The organism is Arthrobacter sp. zg-Y238 (assembly GCF_024385525.1).
GTDB classification, from domain to species: Bacteria; Actinomycetota; Actinomycetes; order Actinomycetales; family Micrococcaceae; genus Arthrobacter_B; species Arthrobacter_B jinronghuae.
On the sequence record NZ_JANFLU010000010.1, the window covers coordinates 530,913 to 550,094 of the forward strand.

The 19,182-nt window shown below is 65.1% G+C and carries 16 protein-coding genes and 1 pseudogene; 7 read left to right on the forward strand and 10 right to left on the reverse strand.

Annotated features, from left to right (window positions below; genetic code table 11):
* Positions 1-13: 13 nt before the first annotated feature.
* The 5 genes from NNX38_RS11460 to dinB form a co-directional block, all read right to left on the reverse strand.
* Positions 14-742: a hypothetical protein gene (locus NNX38_RS11460; protein ID WP_255798101.1), complete on the reverse strand. Its 729-nt coding sequence runs from the start codon at positions 740-742 to the stop codon at positions 14-16.
* A complete protein-coding gene (gene rsmH, locus NNX38_RS11465) occupies positions 742-1,740 on the reverse strand; it encodes a 16S rRNA (cytosine(1402)-N(4))-methyltransferase RsmH (RefSeq protein WP_255798102.1) in 999 nt (332 codons plus the stop codon). Before rsmH ends, NNX38_RS11460 begins: the two co-directional genes overlap by 1 nt.
* A 181-nt stretch (positions 1,741-1,921) precedes the next feature.
* Positions 1,922-2,353, reverse strand: a complete 432-nt coding sequence (gene mraZ, locus NNX38_RS11470; RefSeq protein ID WP_227922615.1) for a division/cell wall cluster transcriptional repressor MraZ — start codon at positions 2,351-2,353, stop codon at positions 1,922-1,924.
* Between the two features lie 342 nt (positions 2,354-2,695).
* Complete coding sequence (locus NNX38_RS11475) at positions 2,696-3,070, reverse strand: DUF3040 domain-containing protein (protein ID WP_255798103.1); 375 nt, start codon at positions 3,068-3,070, stop codon at positions 2,696-2,698.
* Between the two features lie 215 nt (positions 3,071-3,285).
* A complete protein-coding gene (dinB, locus tag NNX38_RS11480) occupies positions 3,286-4,473 on the reverse strand; it encodes a DNA polymerase IV (protein WP_370646433.1) in 1,188 nt (395 codons plus the stop codon).
* 194 nt (positions 4,474-4,667) lie between these two features.
* Between dinB and NNX38_RS11485 the strand changes: the two genes are divergently transcribed.
* Positions 4,668-5,156, forward strand: a complete 489-nt coding sequence (locus tag NNX38_RS11485) for a hypothetical protein (protein WP_255798105.1) — start codon at positions 4,668-4,670, stop codon at positions 5,154-5,156.
* A gap of 2 nt (positions 5,157-5,158) precedes the next feature.
* Entirely contained in the window at positions 5,159-6,259 is a 1,101-nt protein-coding gene (locus NNX38_RS11490) for a polyprenyl synthetase family protein (protein ID WP_370646430.1), read from the forward strand.
* An 81-nt stretch (positions 6,260-6,340) separates the two neighbouring features.
* Here the strand turns inward: NNX38_RS11490 and NNX38_RS11495 are convergent, their stop codons facing one another.
* The gene (locus NNX38_RS11495; RefSeq protein WP_229952314.1) at positions 6,341-6,694 is read right to left on the reverse strand and encodes an Rv2175c family DNA-binding protein; all 354 of its coding nucleotides are present in this window, start codon (positions 6,692-6,694) and stop codon (positions 6,341-6,343) included.
* Positions 6,695-6,952: 258 nt separating this feature from the next.
* On the opposite strand from NNX38_RS11495, the gene NNX38_RS11500 reads away from it, so the two are divergent.
* Both NNX38_RS11500 and NNX38_RS11505 read left to right on the forward strand, forming a co-directional pair.
* Entirely contained in the window at positions 6,953-8,299 is a 1,347-nt protein-coding gene (locus tag NNX38_RS11500) for a lytic transglycosylase domain-containing protein (RefSeq protein WP_255798106.1), read from the forward strand.
* 80 nt (positions 8,300-8,379) lie between these two features.
* Complete coding sequence (locus NNX38_RS11505) at positions 8,380-10,542, forward strand: Stk1 family PASTA domain-containing Ser/Thr kinase (protein WP_255798107.1); 2,163 nt, start codon at positions 8,380-8,382, stop codon at positions 10,540-10,542.
* A 24-nt stretch (positions 10,543-10,566) separates the two neighbouring features.
* Here NNX38_RS11505 and NNX38_RS11510 read toward each other — a convergent pair whose 3' ends face one another.
* Together NNX38_RS11510 and NNX38_RS11515 are read right to left on the reverse strand one after the other, a co-directional pair.
* On the reverse strand, positions 10,567-11,928 hold the full coding sequence (locus tag NNX38_RS11510) for a class II 3-deoxy-7-phosphoheptulonate synthase (protein WP_255798176.1): 1,362 nt from the start codon (positions 11,926-11,928) through the stop codon (positions 10,567-10,569).
* Between the two features lie 535 nt (positions 11,929-12,463).
* Positions 12,464-13,144, reverse strand: a pseudogene (locus NNX38_RS11515) (lysophospholipid acyltransferase family protein); the annotation flags it as partial.
* A 170-nt stretch (positions 13,145-13,314) separates the two neighbouring features.
* Here NNX38_RS11515 and NNX38_RS11520 point away from each other — a divergent pair.
* Entirely contained in the window at positions 13,315-14,079 is a 765-nt protein-coding gene (locus NNX38_RS11520; protein WP_255798108.1) for a carboxylesterase, read from the forward strand.
* Positions 14,076-14,609, forward strand: coding sequence for a hypothetical protein (locus NNX38_RS11525; protein ID WP_255798109.1), 534 nt, complete (start codon positions 14,076-14,078; stop codon positions 14,607-14,609). Before NNX38_RS11520 ends, NNX38_RS11525 begins: the two co-directional genes overlap by 4 nt.
* 31 nt (positions 14,610-14,640) lie before the next feature.
* On the opposite strand, the gene NNX38_RS11530 is transcribed toward NNX38_RS11525, so the two are convergent.
* Complete coding sequence (locus NNX38_RS11530) at positions 14,641-15,621, reverse strand: ROK family glucokinase (protein ID WP_255798177.1); 981 nt, start codon at positions 15,619-15,621, stop codon at positions 14,641-14,643.
* A gap of 236 nt (positions 15,622-15,857) precedes the next feature.
* Here NNX38_RS11530 and NNX38_RS11535 point away from each other — a divergent pair, with 236 nt between their 5' ends.
* Positions 15,858-17,666, forward strand: coding sequence for an AMP-dependent synthetase/ligase (locus NNX38_RS11535; protein WP_255798110.1), 1,809 nt, complete (start codon positions 15,858-15,860; stop codon positions 17,664-17,666).
* Positions 17,667-17,696: 30 nt separating this feature from the next.
* On the opposite strand, the gene NNX38_RS11540 is transcribed toward NNX38_RS11535, so the two are convergent.
* Entirely contained in the window at positions 17,697-19,124 is a 1,428-nt protein-coding gene (locus tag NNX38_RS11540) for a mycothione reductase (RefSeq protein ID WP_255798111.1), read from the reverse strand.
* Between the last annotated feature and the right edge of the window lie 58 nt (positions 19,125-19,182).

Consider the following 19,182-nt stretch of genomic DNA (forward strand, 5'->3'; position numbering starts at 1 on the left):
TGCTTAGCTTCGATTAGTTTCCGCTTCGCTGTACGGGTGCGGGGATGGTTCCGCCGTTCAGTTCGCCTTCAGGGACTATGTCCGGAGACTGGGCCGGATCCGCTTCCGGAGTCCGTGCGGCTTCTTCGGCTGCTGCGGCTGCGGCTGCTGCTTCGCGTGCGGCGGCTTCCTCCTGCTCCACGAGCGCCCGTACCGATTCCTGCGGTTCTTCCGGAACCACGGAGGGTGCGGGGGTGATCGGCTGGGTCAGGACACTCGGTGCCCCGATCAGCAGCTCGGCAGGCTCGCCTTCCTTGGCCGCCTCCGGGCTGCCGGTGACAGCGAGGGTCTGGAGGTCGATGGTGCCGAAGCTGGGCGAAGAGACCATGCCGAGATCGGCCGCGGAAGCAGCCAGGACCTGGGGTGCCTGGTGGTTTTCGATCTTCTGGGTCAGCGCTTCGTTGCGCTGGGCCAGTTCCGCCTTCTGGCTCTGCAGCTGCACCAGCTCGTACTGGCCGCTGGAAACCGAGATGTTCAGCAACAGCACCGAGGCCAGTCCGAGGACGAGGGCAGCGAAGCAGAAGACCGCGAACGGGGCACGTTTGCGGCGTGAGGCTGCAGGCACCAGGGACAGCGGGGTGCGCCGCTTTACGGTGGTGGCAGGGGCCGCCGCAGCATCCCAATCAAGCGCGCGCGCCGTGTTACCGACAACGGCGCCTGACGCCATGGTGCTGAATCGGGCCGATGGCCGACGTTCACTCATTATTTCCTGGCCCCATCCATGGGTTTGCGGATTCGTTCTACTGCACGGAGTTTTGCGGAGGCCGCACGGGGATTCTCAGCAATTTCCTCGTCCGTAGGCACCTCGGTGCCCTTGGTCAGCCTCTTGAGCTGGGCCTTGTGCTGTTCAAGTTCAACGGGGAAGCCTTTGGGGGCGGAGGACCGCGCTCCTGCGGCGAAGACGCCCTTGACGATCTTGTCTTCGAGCGAGTGGTAGGACATCACCACCACGCGTCCGCCCACATTCAGCACCGACAACGATGCGGGAATGGCCCGCTCGAGGACATCGAGTTCCTCGTTCACCTCGATGCGCAGGGCCTGGAACGTTCGCTTGGCAGGATGCCCGCCGGTTCGCGCAGCCGCCGCCGGGACAACCCCGCGGATCGCCTCGACAAGCTCACCGGTGGTGGTGAAGGGCTTCGAAGCACGTGCAGCAACAATGGCGGAGGCGATTCGCCCTGCGAACTTCTCCTCCCCCCATTTCCGGATAATGCCTACCAGCTCCGCCTCACCGTAGGTGTTGACGATGTCTGCAGCGGTACGTCCGCGGGTGGTGTCCATCCGCATATCGAGGGGCGCATCGTACGAGTAGGCGAAGCCGCGGTCCCGTTCATCGAGCTGCAGCGAGGAAACGCCCAGATCGAACAGCGCACCGTCGATTCCCTCGAATCCAAGGTCCGTGACGACATCCGCTATCTCGTCGTAGACCGCATGGACCAGGTCAATCCGGTCCGCAAACGGCTCCAGCCTCTCGCCGGCCAGTGCCAGTGCCTGCCGGTCCCGGTCAATCCCGATCACGTGAAGCTGCGGGAACCGCTGCAGCATGGCTTCGGTGTGCCCGCCCATTCCCAGGGTGGCATCTACGACAACCGCACGGCCGTGGTCGGCCACGGCGCTTTCGATGGAAGGAGCCAGGAGGTTGATGCAGCGGTCGCGCAGCACCGGAACATGCCGTTCCTCGGTGGGGCGCTCTTCGCTCATCTGAGGCTTCCTTCCATTCGTAGTGTTATTTGCCCTGCGGCCGGTTCTTAAACCAGACCCCCATCCGCGCCTCACCGCTGCGTGCCTTCTGGCTCCGGGGAAGGGAAGCCAGATGGCCTTGCGGTGGGGCGGCGGGAGATCTCGTCCAAGACCCGGCCCGGGTTGTAGTGGGTGGGTACTGCTAGAAAATCCCTGGAATCGCGTCTTCGTCTGTTTCCGAGAACGCGGTTTCCTGTTCTGCCAGATAGTTCTGCCAAGCGGTTGCATCCCAGATCTCGGCCCGCGTACCGGCGCCGATGACGACCAGTTCGCGCCCAAGCCCTGCGTAGGACCTCAGTGCCGGCGGGATGGTTACCCGGCCCTGCTTGTCCGGAACTTCGTCCGAGGCTCCTGAGAGAAAGACACGAATGTAGTCACGCGCCTGGCGGGAGGAAAGTGGAGCTTCCCGCATCTGGTCGTGGACCCGCTCGAATTCCTTCTGGCTGAAGACGTAGATGCAGCGCTCCTGACCCCTCGTCAGGACAAGGCCGTCGGCCAGTTCCTCACGAAACTTGGCCGGCAGGATCAGCCTCCCCTTCTCGTCCAGACGCGGCGAATGTGTTCCTAGGAACATCCCGCACCGCCCTGTCCGATTGGGGGTAAACCCCTTGAGTACCGCCCCTACCCTCTTATGTCCCCCACTTTACTCCACTTCCCTCCACAGTCAACGCCTTCGCCCGTTGTATTCCGGGCGCGTCGTGTCCAAAATCCGCATGTTGAAGCGGATTCTGGCCGGTGGAGTGTCGTGGAGGGGTTTAGCCAACCGACATTGGTTCCGGAAACGCATCCCGGAGTGGGAAAAGGGCACAAAAAAGGACCCGCCGAAACGGATCCTTTTTGCGCTTCCTAGCTGCCTGCCGCCCTTTGGTCCTGAGCTGTCACGGGGTCCAGGGCCTGCGCCGCCGGGCGGGTGCACCTACGGCTGGTCGCGTTTGCGTTCGTCCCACTTGCTTTCCAGGTTATTCATGAATCCACGCTGTGTACTGGACTCACGCTCCTTGCGCCCGTCCGCCGGTGCCGGCGGACTCTTCCTCCCCCGGGTGGTTGCGTAGTACACGCCGGCACCCATGATCAGGAACCCCAGTACGCCGACCAGAATGCCTGCTTCCGTAATTCCCAGAAGCAGCACGCCCAAGCCCACCACAGCCAGCAAGGCGCCGAGGACTATTCGCCTGGTCGAGATCCCACGGCCCGCGGACGTCGCCATTGAGTTCGCGAATTTTGGATCTTCGGCATGTAATTGCTGCTCCAGTTGATCCAGCAAGCGCTGCTCGTGTTCCGACAGTGCCATTGCTGCCTCCTTGCCGTCCGGTCCTGCCCCTGTAAACCAACCAACGAACGTGTGGCGCCGGATGTTCCCGCGCAGGCTCGCTGCTGCTTTGCACTTAGTCCAAGGATAGGTGGCAACCGGTCCGCACGAAAGCGGCACGTCCACGTATTCCACCGGGTAGGGAACCAGCCTCGACGCACCGCCTATCCGGGGCCGGGCAGAGCGCCGGAAGGAGTTCAGCCCGGGAACTGGTCCGGCTCCGCCGGAGGCTTCCGGGGAGACGGCGCGATGAGCCGGGCCGGAACAACGCCCAGTTCGCCGAACCGCCGGTTGATCCGGTCCAGCGCATCCTCTGCCGAACGCCAGCTGTCCTCCCGTCCGTCCAGGGTCAGCTGCATGGCAGCACCTTCGGCGGATTCAAGTTGTTCGGCCCGCAGTCCTATCAGCCGGACGCTTTGCGGCCGCGGGCCCAGGGCAGTCAGCAGCCCTTTGGCCGTCTCGTAAATCATCTGGGCGCTGCCCACCGGCTCGGGAAGGGTCCGGGTGCGGGTCAGCGTGGTGAAGTCCGCATAACGCAGCTTCAGGGAAACGGACCTGCACTGCAGTCCGGCGGCCCGGAGGCGGACAGCGCTGCGGTGTGCCAGCCGAAGCAGCTCCGTGTGCAGCACGTCGTCGTCGCTGACGTCGGACGCGAATGTTTCCTCCGCGCCGATGCTCTTTTCGCGCCTCACGGGCGTTACGGTCCGGTTATCCCGCCCCCAGGACAATTCATACACGTGGTCCCCCGCGGCCCCGAGCAGCCGGCGGAGCACAGTGGGCGGGGTATTGGCCACATCCGCCACCGTGGCAATGCCGACACGGGCCAGTACCTCGCGGGTCTTGGCCCCTACTCCCCACAACGCAGAAACGTCCAACGTGTGGAGGAAGTCCACTGTCTGCTCCTTGGGCACCAGCAGCAGTCCGTTGGGCTTGCATCGGGTGGAAGCGATCTTGGCCACGAACTTGGTGGCGGCAATGCCGACACTGGCGGTCATGCCCAGTTCGGCGGCAACACGCTCGCGGATATGCTCGCCGATCGCCCGGGGCGGCCCGAGCCTGCGCATGGCTCCCGCAATATCAAGGAAGGCCTCGTCGACGCTGAGCTGTTCCACCAGTGGAGTAATGGATTCGAAGATCTGCATCAGCTGCCCGGAGAAGGTCCGGTAAACCTCCTGGTGCGGTTCCAGGACCACAGCCTGCGGGCACTGCCTGCGGGCAACAGCCATCGGCATGGCAGAACGGACACCGTATCGCCTCGCCTCGTAGGATGCGGACAGGACCACGGACCGTCCCCCGAGCCCGCCTACGATGACGGGCCTGCCCACCAGGTCGGGCCGTTTAAGCAGCTCTACGGAAACATAAAAAGCGTCCATATCCACGTGCATGATGGTGCAGTCGCGGTTGCCGCCGCCGGCGTCGGGACCATTGCTCACTCCATCATCGTAGCCAGCCCTGCCCCCATTCCCGTCTTTCCCGCTTCTCCGCTTCTTTTTCGGCACCCTAACCATCTTCCCTGGAGCGGTTTTCGGTTCGCCTAGACTGGGTGGCAGGACCCTGACCCCCACCGAAGCGGAACCCGATGAAAAAGACGCTCACGATGCTCTCTGCCGCGGCCCTGATCCTGGCGGCAGCCGGATGCTCCACCGACACGGCAGGGAACGCCGATTCCCAGTCCGCATCCCCTACTTCCGGCGCTCCTTCCGGCTCCCCGACACCCACGGCGTCTCCCGTTGCCCTCGCGGAGGGGTTCCCGTCCGACCTCATCCCGATGATGGATGGCGCGGAACTGCTATCAAGCAGCGTGGACCGCTCAAACGGCACGCTCACCGCGGTGCTGGTGGAGTCCTCGGACGCTCCCGCAGCCGAGATCCTCTCCTTTTACGATGCCAAGCTGGTTGCGCAGGGATTCACTGCAGCTGAGGCGGCCGCAGGTTCCCCTTCCTCACGCGACTACGTGCGCACCGGCGCCGGTGAACCCGAAACGGTCAACATCACGGCGATCACCAAAGAGGGCGGCCCGGCAACGGTGACTGTCGGTGCCACGGTCCTCGCAGAAGCGGTGAAATAACAGTGCCCGCCACCCCAGTCGAATCCGCGCAGGAGGAGCAGGCTGCATACCGGGGCCTGCTGGGCACGGAACTCGAGGATTTCCTGGCGCTCCAGCACTCGGTGCTCTCCGAGGTCTCCCGCGAGGCGCTTCCCCTGCTGGATGCAGTGCACAACCTTGCCCGCGGAGGGAAGCGGCTGCGGGCTCTCCTTGCGTACTGGGGATGGCGCGGCGCGGGCGGAACTCCCCTGCAGCCGGAAGCCGTCCGGGCCGGCGTCGCACTGGAACTGTTCCAGAGTGCCGCACTGATCCACGACGACATCATTGACCGGTCCGACACCCGCCGCGGCGGGCCGAGCGTCCACCGCACGTTCTCGATGGCGCATGCGGACTCCAACTGGCATCTGGACGGATTACATTTCGGTTCATCGGCAGGCATCCTTGCCGGTGATCTTTGCCTGTCCCTCAGCGAGGAAATGTTTTCCGCGGTGGGTCCGCGGGCGGCGCACGGCACCGAGGCCCGGCGCATCTTCAACCGCATGCGCACAGAGGTCATGGCCGGGCAGTACCTGGACATCCTGGAAGAGGTTGCAGGTCCGGGCCACGACCCCGAACACGCCGTCGTCCGGGCGCTCAATATCCTGCGCTACAAGGCGGCAAAGTACACCACGGAGCATCCCCTGACCCTTGGCGGTGCCCTGGCCGGTGCCGACGCAGAGCTCCTGGCGGGCTATTCCCGCTTCTCCCTGCCCCTGGGCGAGGCGTTCCAGCTGCGGGACGACGTGCTGGGAGTTTTCGGGGATCCCCGGACCACGGGCAAGCCGGCAGGAGACGATCTGCGTGAGGGTAAACGCACGGTCCTGATCGCCTACGCCCTGTCCAGCGGAAGCGAGAGCGCCCGGAAAGAGATCACGGCCCGGCTTGGGGATCCGGAGCTGGACGACGACGGCGTGGCCCGGCTGCGCGGAATCATCCTGGACACCGGGGCGCTGGCCGCGACGGAGGAACTCATCTCGAGGCATACGGAAACAGCGTTTTCCGCATTAGCCGCACTCCCCCTTGACGGCACCCCCCGGGCCGCACTTGACGCGCTGGCCCACTCAGCCGTTCGGCGCAGTTCCTAGCGATACTAAGATCCCCAAATAATAAGGAGCTGCCAGTCCGGAGACCGGCAGCTCCTTATTCAGGTGCTGCGTTAGGCGTTGTTACCAGCCCAGCGCCTGTGCTCGGCGGCGGATCTCCGTCTTGCGCCCTTCACGGAGCGCATCCACGGGACGGCCGGGCAGAGTGTCGTCGGCCGTGAAGAGCCAGCGGATCATCTCGTCGTCGTGGAAGCCTGCGTCATCGAGCACCGAAATGGTGCCCTTCAGGCTGTCCAGCACGGAGCCGTCAGCGATAAAGGCAGCCGGGATGCTGCGGATCTTCCGCTCGCCGAGGCGCACAGCCACCAGGGCGCGCTCCTCCAACAGGCTATGCACCTTGTTAATAGGGAGATCGAGTTGTTCAGCCACATCGGGCAGGGTCAGCCAGTCGGAAACAAGTTCCTCGAGTTCATTCACCCTTCAAGGGTGCCACGTCCGGGGTTGCCCGGGCCACTTTGCCGTTTGGCAACAGAACTGAAACACAAAAACGACTACCCGGGTATTGTGCCGGTCGCTGGTTAGTGTAAATTCACATTAGTACCTGTAATCACATCAGTAACTAGCACATCATGAGTCACATAAACAACAGCAGTAACACCCGTTCCAATACTTGTTTTTAATCCAAGGGATTTGCGGTAAAGGCCGCGGCCAACACAGATGAGGAAACATCACCATATGAACGCTCAGTCCACCACGGGAACGCCCGAGGCGCGTCCCGTTGCCACAGGAATACCGCGCAAACTGAGTGTTGCCGTGACGACCGCCGCCATTCCTGCAGTGATGATGTCCGCGTTGGCTCTTGCCGAGCCGGCGGCAGCTGCCCCCGCCGCTCCCCAGAACTCGCTGTTTCCCCAGCTCCCCCTGCAGGCCATCAAGAACCTGAACACCGGAGCTGCCACCGGAGTCACCGCTTCGCAGCTGGCCACCCAGGTTCCCGCGACGCTGCCGGCTGAGTCGGCCGTTCCTGCCACGCACCGGATCGTTTCCGGCGACACGGTCAGTTCAATTGCCGCACAGTACGGACTGTCCGTGACGGAACTGCTGCGCGTGAACAACCTGCAGCCGACCTCTTTGATCTTCGCAGGGGACGATCTCCGCCTTGGCGGGGCATCCGCATCCGCTGCTCCCGCCTCCGCTGCCGCCGAAGGCACCTACACGGTGGTCTCCGGGGATACTTTGAGCGCCATTGCCGGAAAGCACGGCGTCAGCCTCTCCAGCATCCTTGCCGCGAACGGCCTGACCCTCACGTCCGTCATCTACCCGGGCCAGTCGATCCGCATTGACGGCCAGGCACCCGCCGCTCCCACGGCACCTACCGGTGTCGAGGCGGCCCCCGGCACCGGCGGCACCTACACTGTCGCTGCCGGGGATACCCTCAGCGCAATCGCCGCGAAGCACGGCGTCAGCCTCTCCGGCATCATGGCCTCCAACGGCCTGTCGCAGACCTCGGTGATCCGCCCCGGCCAGAAAATCACCGTTGACGGCAGCACCGTCAGTGTCACCGCTTCCGCCCCCGTGGCAGCCGCACCCACGGATCTGGTTCCCAACACCTTCCTGCACTACACCTACCCCGAGCACACCGTCGCCGACGCCAACCTCAACAAGCAGACGCTCAACTCAATGCCCGTTCCCAGCCGTGCGCAAATGCAGCAGATCGTGGCTGACACGGCAGCGCAGATGGGCGTCGACCCGGCCCTGGCACAGGCATTTGCCCTCCAGGAATCCGGCTTCGACCAGCGGGCCGTCTCCCCGGCCAACGCCATCGGCACCATGCAGGTCATTCCCTCCTCCGGGGAATGGGCCTCGCAGCTGGTCGGACGGCAGCTGAACCTGCTGGATCCGTACGACAATGCCACGGCCGGCGTAGCGATCATCAGCGCTTTGATCCGCAGCAGCGACAGCCTGGAAAACGCGATTGCTTCCTACTACCAGGGCCAGTACTCGGTGACCACCCACGGCATGTTCGCGGATACGCGCAACTACGTCAGTTCCGTGCTTGCCCACCGGGCGTCCTTCCAGTAAGGCAATCACGGAGTGCAGCGGAAGGGTCCGGATCGGGTGTCGATCCGGACCCTTCCGCGTACCGCCATTAGGATCGAAGAGTGCATGAGCCCGTGAAAGACTCCCTCGTTGAGACGCTGGTCGACGACCGTTACTTCGTCAGGTCCCTGATTGCGCGCGGCGGAATGTCCAGTGTTTACCTGGCCACCGACCGCCGCCTGGACCGTGATGTGGCGCTCAAGGTGCTGTTCCCGCACCTTGCCTCGGACCGCGGTTTCCTTCGGCGTTTCGAAAGCGAAGCCAAATCGGCTGCGCGGCTTTCCCACCCCCACGTGGTGGGCGTCCTGGACCAGGGGATCACCGACAGCCTGGCTTACCTCGTGATGGAGTATGTGCCCGGACGGACCCTGCGCGGGCTGCTGGACGAGCGCGGCCCCCTGTCGCCGCGCCTTGCGCTCGCCCTGATGGATGCGGTGGTCGAAGGGCTGGCCGCTGCGCACGACGCCGGCCTGGTCCACCGTGACGTCAAGCCGGAGAATGTGCTCCTTGCGGACAACGGCAGGATCAAGATCGCCGACTTCGGACTGGCGCGCGCCGTGTCCACCAGCACCAACACCGGAACACTGGTGGGTACCGTCGCCTACCTCGCACCCGAACTGGTTACTGCGGGCGGTGCCGACGAACGCAGCGATGTCTATTCAGCCGGCATCATGCTTTATGAAATGCTCACGGGCCGGCAGCCTTTCACCGGGGATTCACCCATCCAGGTGGCCTTTGCGCACGTCCATTCCTCCGTTCCCGCGCCCTCGGACCTGTGCCCGGGACTGGCGGAAGACCTGGACGAACTTGTCCGCTGGTGCACGGCAAAGGACCCCGAGGAACGCCCGGTAAACGGCCGGGCCCTGCTCGGCGAGCTGCGGCACATCCGCACATCGCTTAGCGATGCAGAGCTTGACTTCCGGTGCACTCCGGACCCGGCCAGCGGACCGTCAGGCGCCGGCACACCCACCGAGGCGTTGGCCGGAGCCACGGAAGTCCTCACGGCCGGCGGTGCTGCCGGTGCCGGTGCCGCCACAAGCGTCATCGACACCTCCTCACTGGGCGCCGGCGGTACCCGCGCGAACCACACCGAGGTCATCCACCGGAACGACAACGCCACCACGGTATTTCCTGCCGGCAGCCGCGGTGCAGGGGATGACGGTGCGGACCAGGACGGGTACGACGCCGAGGGCCCGGACGACGACTATGACACAGACGGCGAAGCCGACCTCAGCCCCAACGCGCGCCGGCGCAGAGCTCAGCGGGATGAACGCGACCGGCAGCGGCTGAACGACCGTGAGGCCCATCGCCCGCAGTTATCCCTTCGCAGCGGAAAGCCGCGCCGCCGGGGCATCCTGCTGGCCGTGCTGCTGACGGTACTGCTTGCGGCGGTTGCCTTTGCCGGTTGGTTCTTCGGTGCCGGACCCGGAGCCCTTGTCTCCGTACCGGATGTGAGCAACGCTTCCGTCGAGGAAGCCGGCACACAGCTGGGCGAGGCCGGCCTGAACTACACCACCGACGAAGTGTTCGATGAGGTGGTGGCAGCGGGGCTGGCCGTGGGCACCGATCCCGGCGCGGCCCGGGAAATCCGCCGTTTCCAGCCCGTGAAACTGCTCGTGTCCAAGGGCCCGCAGCTGTTTTCCGTCCCCAACGTCGTCCAGCGCACGCTCGAAGCCGCCCGGGCTGACCTTCAGGAGGGCGAGCTCGCGCTCGGCGCAGTCACGGAGGAGTACAGCGAAAGCATTGAAGCCGGCAGTATCATCAGCCAGCAGCCGCTGCCCGATACGCTGCTGCGGCTCGGAGCGCCGGTCGACGTCACTGTTTCAAAGGGACCGGCACCCGTCGAGGTCCCCGTGGTCACCGGCCTGGGTGAGGACGCTGCGCTGAAAGCCGTTGAAGACGCCGGACTCACGGCTGCCGTGGCTCCGGACAAGGTGAACAGCGCTACCGTGCCGGCGGGCGCGGTAGTCGCCCAGACGCCGGCATCCGGGCTGCTGGAGCGCGGATCCACCGTTACGCTGACCATCTCCCTCGGCCCGCGGATGGTTGAGGTCCCGAATTACGTGGGACAGCGCGTCGAGACCGCGCGGGCTGACCTGGAAAGCCGCGGGTTCACCGTCGAGGTGGAGAATCTGCTGGGCGGATTGCTTGGCCTGGTCCGGGACCAGGAACCGGGTGCGGGAACCGCCCCCGAGGGCTCCACCGTCGTCCTCAAGGTGGTGTAGCCCCCGGGCGGTCCTGCGCCCCGGTCAGCTCCTGCGGGAAAGGGCTCCGGCAACCAGGAAGGCCATCTCCAGCGACTGCATATGGTTCAGCCGGGGATCGCAGACGGATTCGTAGCCTTCCACGAACGCTTCCTGGTCAATGGGGTCCGCACCGCCCAGGCACTCCGCGACGTCGTCGCCCGTCATCTCCACGTGCAGGCCGCCGGGGAAGGTTCCCAGGGAATCGTGCACTTCGAAGAAGCCGCGCACCTCGTCCATCACATCGTCGAAGTTGCGGGTCTTGTAGCCGTTCGGCGAGGTGACGGTGTTGCCGTGCATGGGGTCCGTCACCCAGAGCACCTGGGCACCCGAGGCCGTCACCTTCTCCACCAGGGCGGGAAGCTTCTCGCGGATGTTCCGGGCACCCATCCGGGTTATGAACGTGAGTCGCCCCGGTTCCCGGTTCGGATCCAGCTTGTCGATCAGGGCTAAGGCGTCTTCGGCGCTCGTTTTCGGGCCGAGCTTCACGCCAATGGGGTTGCGCACCCGGGACAGGAAGTCCACATGCGCGGAATCGAGCTCACGGGTCCGCTCTCCGATCCACAGGAAGTGCCCGGAGGTGTCGTACGGCTGGCCGGTCCGGGAGTCCACCCGGGTCAGGGCCCGTTCGTAGTCCAGGAGGAGCGCCTCGTGGCTGGCGAAGAACTCGACTCGCTTCAGCGCTTCGAAATCTGCACCGCAGGCGTCCATGAAGCGTACGGCGCGGTCGATTTCCCGGGCCAGGGATTCATAGCGGGAGTGCGCCGGGTTTGACGTGAAGCCCTTGTTCCAGTGGTGCACCAGCCGGAGGTCGGCGAAACCGCCCTGCGTGAAGGCGCGGATCAGGTTCAGCGTGGACGCGGACGCATGGTAGGCGCGCACCATCCGCGCCGGGTTGTGCCGGCGTGATTCGGGTGTGAAGTCGTAGCCGTTGACCATGTCTCCGCGGTAGGCGGGCAGCGTCACGCCGTCACGCGTTTCCTCATTGGACGAGCGCGGTTTGGCAAACTGCCCTGCCATCCGGCCCATCTTGATCACCGGAACGGACGCACCGTAGGTGAGGACCACTGCCATCTGCAGCAGCGTCCGGACGCGGGCGCTGATCTTGTCCGCGGTGGCTGCCTCGAAGGTCTCGGCGCAGTCGCCGCCCTGCAGGAGGAAAGCACGGCCCTGGGCGGCCTCGGCCAGACGGCTCCGGAGGACATCCACTTCGCCGGCGAAAACCAGCGGCGGCACCATCGAGAGTTCGGCAATGGCCGCGTCATACCCCGGGTCGTCGCGCCACGTCGGCTGCTGGGAAATCGGCAGGGAACGCCAGTTGTCCAGCTCGGGGTGGCTCGCAGAAGTGGCCGCCGCGCCCGAGAGCATGGTCGGAATGGACTCGCGGTGTACGGGGGTGTCAGTCACGGCTTAAATCCTACTAGTTGCCCGCCTGGAGCGAACAAAACCGTCATAAACACTGCCGGGGCACGCAATACACGCAGGCTTCCGCCGTTCCCCCTCGGGAAATCTAGGCAGTGTGGGAGCGCGGATCTACGTCGCGGTCATCGCTGGCGGAAGGGCGAACACTGCTGGATTCGGCACCGTTGCTTCCGACACCGCTGGTTTCGGCGGCATCGGTCCGGACAGCGCGGGCACCGTTGGCGCCGGGCCTGCGGCCCCGGAACTTCAGGCGCCGCTTGTTTCCGGCGTCCTGCGCGGTATCGCCCGCTTCGGCTGCAGCCCGGGGCTTTCCGGTGCCCTTCGCCGCGCTCGAACCGATGACGGTAACGGCGCCGGGCAGTTTGTCGCCCGCTTCGGCAGGCAGTTCCGAACCGCCGGCCGGAGGCACTGTCCCGGATTCGGAGCCGGTGGTGGAAAGGCGGACAGCCGCGCTGCGTGCTTGTGCGGCCTTAGCGCCCTTGCGGGCGGCCATTTTCTCCTTGACGGTGCTGGCGTATACATCCACGTATTCCTGGCCGGAAAGACGCATGAGCTCATACATGATCTCGTCGGTCACGGACCGCTGGATGAAGCGGTCATTCTCCAGCCCGGCGTACCGCGAGAAATCCAGCGGTTCGCCTACGATGATGCCGATCCGACGGATATTCGGAATCCGCCGGCCGATGGGCTGGACCTTGTCCGTTCCGATCATCGCAACGGGGATGACGGGAACACCGGTGGAGAGCACCAGCTTGGCCACACCGGTCTTGCCGCGGTACAGGCGTCCGTCCGGGCTGCGGGTCCCCTCCGGGTAAATGCCCAGCAGGCCGCCGTTTTCCAGGACATCGACGCCTGCCTTGAGCGAGGACGCAGAGGCTGCTCCGCCGGAGCGGTCCATCGGCAGCTGGTTCGCGAGCCGGAAGAACGTTGCAGTGAGCTTGCCCTTGATGCCCTTGCCGTTGAAGTAATCGCTCTTCGCGAGGAAGCTCACCGGCCGGGGCACGGCGAGGGGAAGAAAGATCGAATCGGAGAACGAAAGGTGATTGCTCACCAGGACGGCAGGCCCGGATTCGGGGATGTTATCCATTCCCTTGACCCAAGGCCTGAAGAGAAGATTTACCACCGGCCCGATGAATATAGTCTTCATCACCCAATAGAACACGCGGCTTGATCTCCTGTCCGGACAAGACAATAACGGGGGACCCGTTTGGTTCCCCAGACTCTACTGTATGCGCGCTTATCCCCCGCTGGTGAATTCGGCGCGTACAGGGGTTCCCGGGAGTTTCCCCCGTGCGGGGTCCAAAAACGCCCCTCTAATGCAACCATAGACATATGACTTTCCTCCCCGGCGCTGATGCCTTCCATTCAGAGGGGCACGGACCCAACGCGGGTGTGGGCGTGCTTCTCAGCCACGGATTCACCGGATCCCCGGTGAGCCTTGCGGCTTGGGCGCGCCACCTGGCGGACCGTGGCTACGCCGTGAGCCTGCCGCTGCTGCCTGGCCACGGCACCAGCTGGCAGGAATTGGCACAGACGCCCTGGCTGCGCTGGTACGAGGAATACGAGAGCGCCTACCTAAACCTGCGGAAGCGGACGGACTGTGTTGTGTCGGCAGGGCTTTCCATGGGCGGCACCTTGGCGCTGCGGCTGGCGGCGACGCAGCCGGTGGCCGGCGTCGTCGTGGTTAATCCCGGGCTGACGTTCGCCGACCCCCGGGCACGCTATTCGGGCGTGCTGAAGTATTTCCTGAAATCGGTGCCTGCCATCGGCAACGACATCCGGCTCGAGGGGCAGGATGAGGGTGCGTACCCCCGCACGCCGGTGGGCGCGGTGCAGCAGCTGGGCAGGCTCTTCCGGAATACTGCCGCGGCTCTGCCGAACGTTACGGCTCCCGTGCTGGCGTTCCGGTCACGGGTGGACGCCGTGGTGCCGGAATCCAGCATGGTAATGCTCCGCCGGCGGCTCGTTAATGCAGAGCTTGAGGTGGTGCCGCTCGAAGACAGCTACCACGTTGCCACCATGGACCACGACGCGCCGCTGATCTTTGACCGCTCCTCTGAATTCATCCGACGTGTGAGCTCCGGGGTGCGCGCATGAGCGAACGCGAGCCGGAACATAACGAGTCCACCGACGAGGAAGTCTGGCTGGACCTGGTCGCCCGCCTGGAGCACATGGACGCCAGCGATCCGGTGCATCCGGAACCCGGCCAATCCGCCGGCGCCACGGATGCCGCTGCCCCGCACGGCAGCGGGGAAACGGGACAAACAACACCGTCCCGCGATCCGGCGGCACCGACACCGGCCGAACGGACCCGCGCCATTTTCGAGAACCAGCCGTTGGCATCAGCTGGGCCCCGGGACTATATCTCCAAGGACGAAGATGAGGACGACGGCGGGTTTGTGCCGCCCGAGCCGCCGCCGCTTGGCACCGGGGAACCACTGGTAGTGCTCAGCTGGCTCGGCACACTGGCCGGACCGCTCCTGCTCCTGGTGTTCGCCATGTTCTGGCGCAGCGCCCCGCTGCCGGTCATCCTCGGAACCATCGCCGTCTTCGCGGGATCCGCAGCCTATCTGCTTTTCCGCCTGCCCCAGCACCGCGACGAGGATGACGACGGCGCGGCCGTCTAGGCCCGGTTTCCTCTCCCGGGGACTCCCCGGCTCAGCGCCGTGCGGCGATCCGCGACAGGTCCGCAGCTCCGATCATCCCCGCGGACGGGCCCAGTGCCGCCCGCTCCATTTTGGCCGCGGGGCGGAAGCCCCGCCCGGTAAGGTTTCGGGCAAAGGACCGCCGCGCCGGCTCAAGCAGCAGATCACCGGCATCGCTCAGCCCGCCGCCGATGACGAACATCCCCGGATCCAGGGCAGCGGCGAGGTTCGCCAACCCCAACCCGAGCCACTGTCCCACTTCATCAAGGAGTTCGATGGACGCCGGGTCGCCCTCGAGGGCGAGTCTGGTGACGACGGCGCCGGTCACCTGCTCCGCATTGCCGTTCACGGCCCGGAGCAGTTCCTGGGCTACCGGGGAGTTGGCTGCGGCCAGTTCCCGGGCCTCCCGGCCCAGGGCATTACCCGAGGCGTACTGTTCCCAGCAGCCCCGGTTGCCGCATTCGCAGCGGTGCCCGCCGGGCATGATGATCTGGTGCCCGAACTCCCCCGCCACGCCGTACCGGCCGCGCTCAAGGCGCCCGTCGAGCACCATCGCCCCGCCGATTCCGGTTCCAAGGGTTACGCAGACCATCCTGCTCTCCCCCGCGCCGGCTCCGAACCGGTACTCCGCCCAGGCGGCGCCGTCGGCGTCGTTCACCAGGAAGACACGCCTGCGCAGCAGCCGCTCCAGGTTCTCGCGGAGGGGCTCGTTCCGCCAGGCCAGGTGCGGGCTGAACAACACGGTGCTGCCGGCGAGGTCCATCCACCCGGCCGCGCCGATGCCGACGGACCACACGTGGTGCTCGGCCGAAAGTTCCCGGACCAGGTCCACGATTACCGCTTCGACTTCCCGGGGATCCTGCCCCGGCGTCGACCGGCGTGCCTGCTTCAGCACGCGACCGTCTCCGTCCACAAGCCCCGCCGCCACTTTCGTCCCGCCGATATCAATTCCGATAGCCAGCCCGCGGCGCCGCATTCGGTTCGGCAGCCGCATGGGCCTGCGGGGCCGGAACGGCTCCGAAGCAGCAAGCCTGCGCTGGAGCGGGGTGGAAAGCGGACGGGGAACGGGTGCTGGGGTAACTGGACGCATCAGAAACCCATTCTAGGGAAACGGCAAGAGCGGCGACGCGTTTGTTATGAATCTGCAAGGTTACCGACGGGTAAGAAAATGTGATCTACGTTATAGGCTGAACAGTGCCTACGGGCGTACCGGATATCAAAGGAGCTATCGTGCGAGAATTCAGCGTTCCCGTCCTAGCGGAGTCCCCGCCGCAGACGAACATCACCAACATGCTGCTCGACCAGGCAGCCAAGCCAAGCAACCCCGCTCTCTTTGCCGTCCGGAACGGCCAGGGAGAATGGCAGCGAATCAGTGCCACCGAGTTCACCAGGGACGTCCGGGCGCTGGCAAAGGGCTTCATGGCCAGTGGTATCAAGGCAGGCGACCGCGTGGCCATCATGTCCCGGACCCGCTACGAATGGACCCTGGTGGACTTTGCGCTCTGGTTCGCAGGGGCGGTATCGGTTCCCGTCTATGAGACCTCCTCCCCTTCGCAGGTCGCCTGGATCCTGAGCGATTCCGGCGCCGTCGGCATTGTGGTTGAGGCTGCCAGGCACGAGAACATTGTCCGCACGGCCGCCGCCGACGAGGACCTTTCCATGGTCGCCAACGTGTGGCAGATCGACGGCGGAGGACTCGACACACTGCGCGCCGACGGCGCTTCGGTGAGTGATGAGGATCTCGAGAAACGTCGCTCCACCGCCCAGATGGCTGACCTTGCGACCATCATTTATACGTCCGGCACCACGGGCAAGCCGAAGGGCTGCGAACTCACGCACGCCAACTTCGTCGATGTGTCCCGGAACTCCGAGCTGGCAGAGCCCGAAGTTGCCACCGAAGGCTCGCAGACGATCATGTTCCTGCCCCTGGCACACGTCCTCGCCCGCTTCATTTCCGTGCTGTGCGTGGCCACCGGCGCAACCGTGGCACACACGCCCGACGTCAAGAACCTGCTGCCTGACCTGCAGAGCTTCAAGCCCAGCTTCATCCTGGTGGTTCCCCGCGTCCTCGAGAAGGTCTTCAATGCCTCCATGCTGAAGGCCGAAGACGGCGGCAAGGGCAAGATCTTCCACGCCGGCGTCGCGACCGCCGTCGCCTGGTCGAAGGCGAAGCAGGAAGGCAAGGTGCCACTGAGCCTCACCCTGAAGCACGCTCTCTTCGACCGCCTGCTGTACGGCAAGATCCGCGAGGCCATGGGCGGCAACGTGAAGTACGCCGTCTCCGGCGGTGCACCCCTGGGCGAACGGCTGGGGCATTTCTTCCACGGCATCGGACTGCTGGTACTGGAGGGCTACGGTTTGACCGAAACCACGGCTCCGCTCACCACCAACACCCCGCAGCTCGTCAAGCTGGGAACGGTAGGCGCACCCCTTCCCGGGAACAGCGTGAAGATCGCCGACGACGGCGAGATCCTGGCCAAGGGCATCAGCGTGATGAAGGGCTACTACAACCGCCCGGAACTGATGGGTGAAACGTTTACTGACGGCTGGTTCCATACCGGTGACATCGGCGAACTGGACTCGGACGGCTTCCTGAAGATCACCGGCCGAAAGAAGGAAATCATCATCACCGCCGGCGGCAAGAACGTGGTTCCCTCCCAGCTGGAGGATTCCATCCGCGCCGATTCCATCGTTTCCCAGTGCGTGGTGGTCGGGGATGCGAAGCCGTTCATTTCGGCCCTCATCACCATCGACGAAGAAGCCCTTCCCGGCTGGCTCGGGCGGCACAAACTGCCGGACACCATGACGGTGACCGAAGTGGCCAAGACCGACGAGCTGCAGAAGGAACTCCAGGCCCTGGTGGACCGTGCCAACAAGAAGGTTTCCTCTGCCGAGGCGATCAAGGAGTTCCGTGTGGTCCCGACCGACTTCACCGAGACCAGCGGACACCTGACCCCGTCGTTGAAGATCAAGCGCGCCCAGGTGATGCGGGACTTCTCCGACGTCATTGACGATATCTACAGCGGGCAGCGGGTCTGATTTATCCCAGCCGGGCAGGAACCGACTCCCCTAGAGGCGGTTCCTGCCCGGCTTTTCCTTTGTATTCAGCGAAAGCAGTGCGTTTTCGACCACCTCTGTCAGTGCCGGGTGGATCCAGTACTGCCCACGGGCCATGGTGGCGGCATCCAAGCCGAACTCCATCGCCTGCACCAGGGGCTGGATCAGCATGGACGCCTCATGTCCCATGATGTGGGCGCCGAGCAGCCGGCCGCTTTCCCGCTCCGCCAGCAGTTTCACGAACCCGGTGGAATCCTCCATCGCCCAGCCGTACGCCGTCGACCCGTATTCCTGCACGGCCAGGGCCAGTTCGACGCCGCGGGCCTCCGTATCGGCGATGGCCTGGTCCTCGGTCATCCCGACGCTGGCAATCTGCGGACTGCTGAAAACCGCTGCCGGCACGAAGCGGTGGTCCATGGCACGCAGGTCCCCGGGGTGCACCAGGTTGTGCGCCACCACGCGCGCTTCGTGGTTGGCCACGTGCTTGAGCTGGTAGGGGCTGCTGATGTCACCCAGCGCCCAGATCCCCTTCGCCGGAGCGCCGGAGGCCAGCACCCGGCCGTAGCTGTCCACGGCCAGCCGGCCATCCGAGGTGAGGTCAAAACCGGCAGCACCGATGTCCAGCCGGTCTGTGTTGGGGGTCCGGCCGGTTGCTGCGAGCACCAGGTCCACATCCAGGGCCGACTCTCCGGCGGGACCGGAGAGCACCGCATGCACGGAACCGTCGGCGTTTTCGACGAGTGAGTCCACCGTCGTTTCGAACTGCACGTTCCACTGCTTGGAGGCTTCTGCGGTGAAGCGCTCGGACACGGTTTCATCCAGGGACCGAAGCAGCGCCCCCGACCGCACAGCCATGGTGACGTCGGACCCGAAGGCGGAGAAAACGAAGCCGAACTCCGCGGCGATATACCCGCCGCCGATGATCAGGACCCGGGCCGGCAGCTCATCGATACGCATCACGGTGTCGGAGGTATGCACCTGGGGAAGGTCCATCCCCGGTACATCGGGCAGGACCGGACGGGATCCTGCCGCCACTACGATTTCATCAGCGGTGATCTCCTGCCCCGACGCCGTGACGAGTGCGTGCGGCGAAACGAAGCGGACGTATTCGCTGAAAAGCGTGACGTTGTCCAGCTCCTCGTCCCGGTAACGGCGGCCGCCGTCGGAAATCGCATCGATGCGGGTGAAGATCCGGTCCCGGATATCCCGCCACCGGACGCCTGCGGACACCGTGTCCACGCCCAGCCGCGCACCGTCCACTGCGGCGGCCGCCAGCTGGGCGGGATACACGAACATCTTGGTTGGGATGCACCCGACGTTGAGGCACGTTCCTCCGAACGTGCCTCCGTCGATGATCGCTACCTTCTTACCGTCCCAGTCCGGGGTGATGATCGAGTTGCCGGAGCCGGAACCAATGATGGCCAGATCGAAGTGAGTCACGCTCTTCAGTCTATGCAGTCACAGTCCACCGATCATTTCGCACCGGTGAAGCCGGTAC

Bases quoted from the DNA above. Each gene is read 5' to 3' on its own strand.
- dinB (WP_370646433.1), bottom strand. From the start codon at position 4,473: ATGCACGTGGATATGGACGCTTTTTATGTTTCCGTAGAGCTGCTTAAA.
- NNX38_RS11520 (WP_255798108.1), top strand. From the start codon at position 13,315: ATGACTTTCCTCCCCGGCGCTGATGCCTTCCATTCAGAGGGGCACGGA.
- NNX38_RS11485 (WP_255798105.1), top strand. From the start codon at position 4,668: ATGAAAAAGACGCTCACGATGCTCTCTGCCGCGGCCCTGATCCTGGCG.
- mraZ (WP_227922615.1), bottom strand. From the start codon at position 2,353: ATGTTCCTAGGAACACATTCGCCGCGTCTGGACGAGAAGGGGAGGCTG.
- NNX38_RS11530 (WP_255798177.1), bottom strand. From the start codon at position 15,621: ATGCGGCTGCCGAACCGAATGCGGCGCCGCGGGCTGGCTATCGGAATT.
- rsmH (WP_255798102.1), bottom strand. From the start codon at position 1,740: ATGAGCGAAGAGCGCCCCACCGAGGAACGGCATGTTCCGGTGCTGCGC.
- NNX38_RS11460 (WP_255798101.1), bottom strand. From the start codon at position 742: ATGAGTGAACGTCGGCCATCGGCCCGATTCAGCACCATGGCGTCAGGC.
- NNX38_RS11500 (WP_255798106.1), top strand. From the start codon at position 6,953: ATGAACGCTCAGTCCACCACGGGAACGCCCGAGGCGCGTCCCGTTGCC.
- NNX38_RS11475 (WP_255798103.1), bottom strand. From the start codon at position 3,070: ATGGCACTGTCGGAACACGAGCAGCGCTTGCTGGATCAACTGGAGCAG.
- NNX38_RS11510 (WP_255798176.1), bottom strand. From the start codon at position 11,928: ATGCTCTCGGGCGCGGCGGCCACTTCTGCGAGCCACCCCGAGCTGGAC.
- NNX38_RS11525 (WP_255798109.1), top strand. From the start codon at position 14,076: ATGAGCGAACGCGAGCCGGAACATAACGAGTCCACCGACGAGGAAGTC.